Origin of the sequence: Aeromonas sp. HMWF014 (assembly GCF_963878295.1) — a bacterium.
GTDB lineage: Bacteria > Pseudomonadota > Gammaproteobacteria > Enterobacterales > Aeromonadaceae > Aeromonas > Aeromonas popoffii.
The window spans coordinates 1-3,190 of sequence record NZ_CAWNYS010000349.1 but is presented as its reverse complement, the minus strand read 5'-3'; the positions used below and the strand labels follow the sequence as shown (position 1 = coordinate 3,190).

Annotated in this window: 3 protein-coding genes and 1 pseudogene; 3 read left to right on the top strand and 1 reads right to left on the bottom strand. The window is 60.4% G+C overall.

Annotated features, from left to right (window positions below):
- Positions 1-274: pseudogene (gene mnmC / locus AAC083_RS14555) on the top strand (bifunctional tRNA (5-methylaminomethyl-2-thiouridine)(34)-methyltransferase MnmD/FAD-dependent 5-carboxymethylaminomethyl-2-thiouridine(34) oxidoreductase MnmC); the annotation flags it as partial.
- Between the two features lie 89 nt (positions 275-363).
- Here the strand turns inward: mnmC and AAC083_RS14550 are convergent.
- A complete protein-coding gene (locus AAC083_RS14550) occupies positions 364-963 on the bottom strand; it encodes a DUF922 domain-containing Zn-dependent protease (protein WP_181364768.1) in 600 nt (199 codons plus the stop codon).
- A gap of 337 nt (positions 964-1,300) precedes the next feature.
- On the opposite strand from AAC083_RS14550, the gene dcuC reads away from it, so the two are divergent.
- Both dcuC and AAC083_RS14540 read left to right on the top strand, forming a co-directional pair.
- The gene (gene dcuC / locus AAC083_RS14545) at positions 1,301-2,653 is read left to right on the top strand and encodes an anaerobic C4-dicarboxylate transporter DcuC (protein WP_042035484.1); all 1,353 of its coding nucleotides are present in this window, start codon (positions 1,301-1,303) and stop codon (positions 2,651-2,653) included.
- Between the two features lie 146 nt (positions 2,654-2,799).
- Positions 2,800-3,190, top strand: a 391-nt coding sequence (locus AAC083_RS14540; RefSeq protein ID WP_181364767.1) for a metallophosphoesterase, incomplete at its 3' end; no start/stop codon positions are given.

The window sequence follows — 3,190 nt, the reverse complement described above, 5'->3', positions numbered from 1 at the left end:
GGTGGGGCCAATCGCCAGATTGGCCAGCCTGGCAGATCACTACGCCAGACTCCAGTTTGATCAGCCACACGCAGCGCCGCTGCCACTGCATCCCGGCCTGTATGTGCTGGGGGCGCTCGGCTCACGGGGCCTCTGCTCGGCGCCGCTGTGCGGTGAGCTGCTTGCCAGCGAGATCTGTGGTGATCCGCTACCGCTGTCCGCCGATCTGCTGGAAGCGCTCCATCCGGCACGCTATTGGGTGCGCAAACTGCTCAAGGGCAAGCCCCTCAACTGACCGCCAGCCCCGGTTGGCGAATCCACCCCAATAAAAACGGGCTCCCCACCGGGAGCCCGTTTTTATCGCTGGCAACGCCGACCAAGGCGCTAGATGCCCTTGGGCCAGTTCACCCCCAATGTGCGGCCGTGATCCGTCTGTTGCTGCAACTGGGTGAAGCGCTCACGAGTGCTGGCCAGCACCCCCTGCCCCTGTTGCCAGGCCTGATATTGCAGGGCGGCGCAATCGCGCTCCACCGGCAGTTGTGCCAACTGGATGCCAAGCTGGCTGACGCTCTCCAGCAAGATCTGCTTGTGACGGCTCTCATAATCGAACATGGCGGTCACCAGCGTGTCCCACTTCTGGCGCTCTGCGGCAGAGGCCCTCGCCTTGTCCATCCAGTTCGGTACCATTACCTTGATGCGGGTGGTGACCCTGACCTGCTCCAGCGCGCAGCGGTCGGCCTCGGGGCGGGTCTGCAACTGCCAGGAAAGTTGGTAGTTGGCCATGCCGATATGGCCGCGGGCCTGGGTCTGCCCCTGTTTTGCTATCTGGCGGGACACGCTGACGACATCCGGTCCAAACACCCGGTAAAACTGGAAATCAACCTTGATGTCAGGCTCGACCTTGATACCGGTATAACGGGAAGGTTCGGCCCCTGCTGTGGCGGCATACAGCAAGGCTGCCACCATGAAAACTTTGCTGATCATTCCCATTTATGCTGCCTTGACCTCGTTGATGCTCGGGGTGTTATTTTAATTAATTATCAACGTATTAATACTCGACGCAGGAGATTAACCGCGATCCCTGCGACTGTCACCCACTCCCGTCAAAAAGCCCGAGTATCAGGTTGACAAGTCGCAACCCCGCGCTTTCATTGATTTGAAAGCAAGATCACAAGTGATGATTGACATCATGGTGAGCCATCCCTGATTGGATAACAATCGTCGAGTTTTATATTGATACTTTTCGGGATGGGTCAGATGACCCTCCACGTTGACGCCAAAAATGTATCCACCTTCAATTTCGGACTCAGGAACTCACTCTATGATGGAACTCCTTATTGGCACCCTGGTCACCCTGACCGTGGGTCGCTACATCTTCAAGGGCTACTCGGCCACCGGGGTGCTGCTCAGTGGCGGTCTGCTGCTGCTGACCATTACCGCCCTGATGGGCAAGGCCGTACTGCCTGCCAGCGTCACCTCCACCGGTCACGTGGCCACCGACGTCTTTGAATATGTGCGCTTCCTGCTGGTGGATCGTGGTGGTGGCCTTGGCATGCTGATCATGGTGCTGTGCGGTTTTGCCGGCTACATGAGCCATATCGGCGCCAACACCATTCTGGTCAAGCTGGCCAGCAAACCACTGGGCATCATCAAATCCCCCTACATCCTGCTGGTGGCCGCCTATCTGGTTGCCTGCGCCATGTCGCTGGCGGTGAGCTCCGCCACTGGCCTCGGCGTGCTGTTGATGGCCACCCTGTTCCCGCTGATGGTCAACATGGGGATCTCCCGTGGCGCGGCGGCGGCGGTGTGCGCCTCGCCAGCCGCCATCATTCTGGCACCGACCTCCGGTGACGTGGTGATGGCGGCTCAGGCCGCCAACATGCCGCTGCTCGATTTTGCCTTCAAGCTGACTCTGCCCATCTCGCTGATTGCCATCGCCTGCATGGCGGTGACTCACTTCTTCTGGCAGCGCTACCTGGACCAGAAGTCTGGCGAGCACAATGAGCCGGTCGCCCCGGGTGATCTGGTCACCACCGCCCCCGCCTTCTACGCCATACTGCCGTTTACTCCCATCATCGGGGTGCTGGTATTTGACGGCAAATGGGGTCCACAGCTGGATATCGTCACCATCATAGTGATGTGCATGGTGCTGGCCAGCCTGCTGGAGCTGGTGCGGATCCGCAACGGCAAGGAGCTGTTGGACGGACTGCAGGTCTGCTGGCGTCACATGGCGGATGCCTTCGCTGGTGTGGTCATGCTGCTGGTCGGTGCCGGTGTCTTTGCCCAGGGTCTGATGACTATCGGCTTTATCGACACCCTGCTTGCCCATGCACAGGATCTCGGCTCGGGCGGCATGATCATGATGCTGTCACTGGTGGTGATCACCACCCTGGCCGCCTTCACTACCGGCTCGGGCAATGCCCCCTTCTACGCCTTCGTGGAGCTGATCCCCAATCTGGCCAGCAGCCTTGGCATCAACCCGGCCTATCTGGTGATCCCGATGCTGCAGGCCTCCAACCTTGGCCGCACCATATCCCCGGTCTCCGGCGTGGTGGTTGCCTGTGCGGGGATGGGCAAGCTCTCGCCGTTCGAGGTGGTCAAGCGCACCAGTATGCCGGTCGCGGTCGGCCTGCTGGTGGTGATCCTCGCCACCCAGATCATGGTGCCCGCCTGACATTCGGCCTGAACCTGCGGGGGGACTGACTCTGGCCCCTGCCAGAACTGGCGCTTTCCTCACCAGCCCGGCGTCCTGCCGGGCTGGTATCTTCCCCCGAGGTTGGAGTAGACTCTGAGCTCTTTTTTTCTCTAAGGAGGACCGAGATGAGTATTACGGTTCAACTTGCCCACTTCAGTGACTGCCACTCCCATTTCGATGGCGCCCCCATGCGCTTCTCCCCCGTTGGCGAGTCCGAGTGGCGTACTCAATGTGGCGGCTATGCCCGCATCCTTTCCCGGCTCACCGCCCTGCGTCAGCAGGCAGACGCGGCGGGTCAGACCTGCCTGCTCCTGCACGGCGGCGACACCTTCCAGGGTTCGCTTTATTTCAACCGTTTCAAGGGGCGAGCCAACGCAGATCTGCTGAGCTTGCTGCAGCCGGATGCCATGGTGATCGGCAATCACGAATTCGATCTGGGCAACGGTCCTCTGGTGGAGTTTTTGCGCCAGCTCGACTTCCCAGTGCTGGCCGCCAACCTGGACAGCAGTCAGGAAC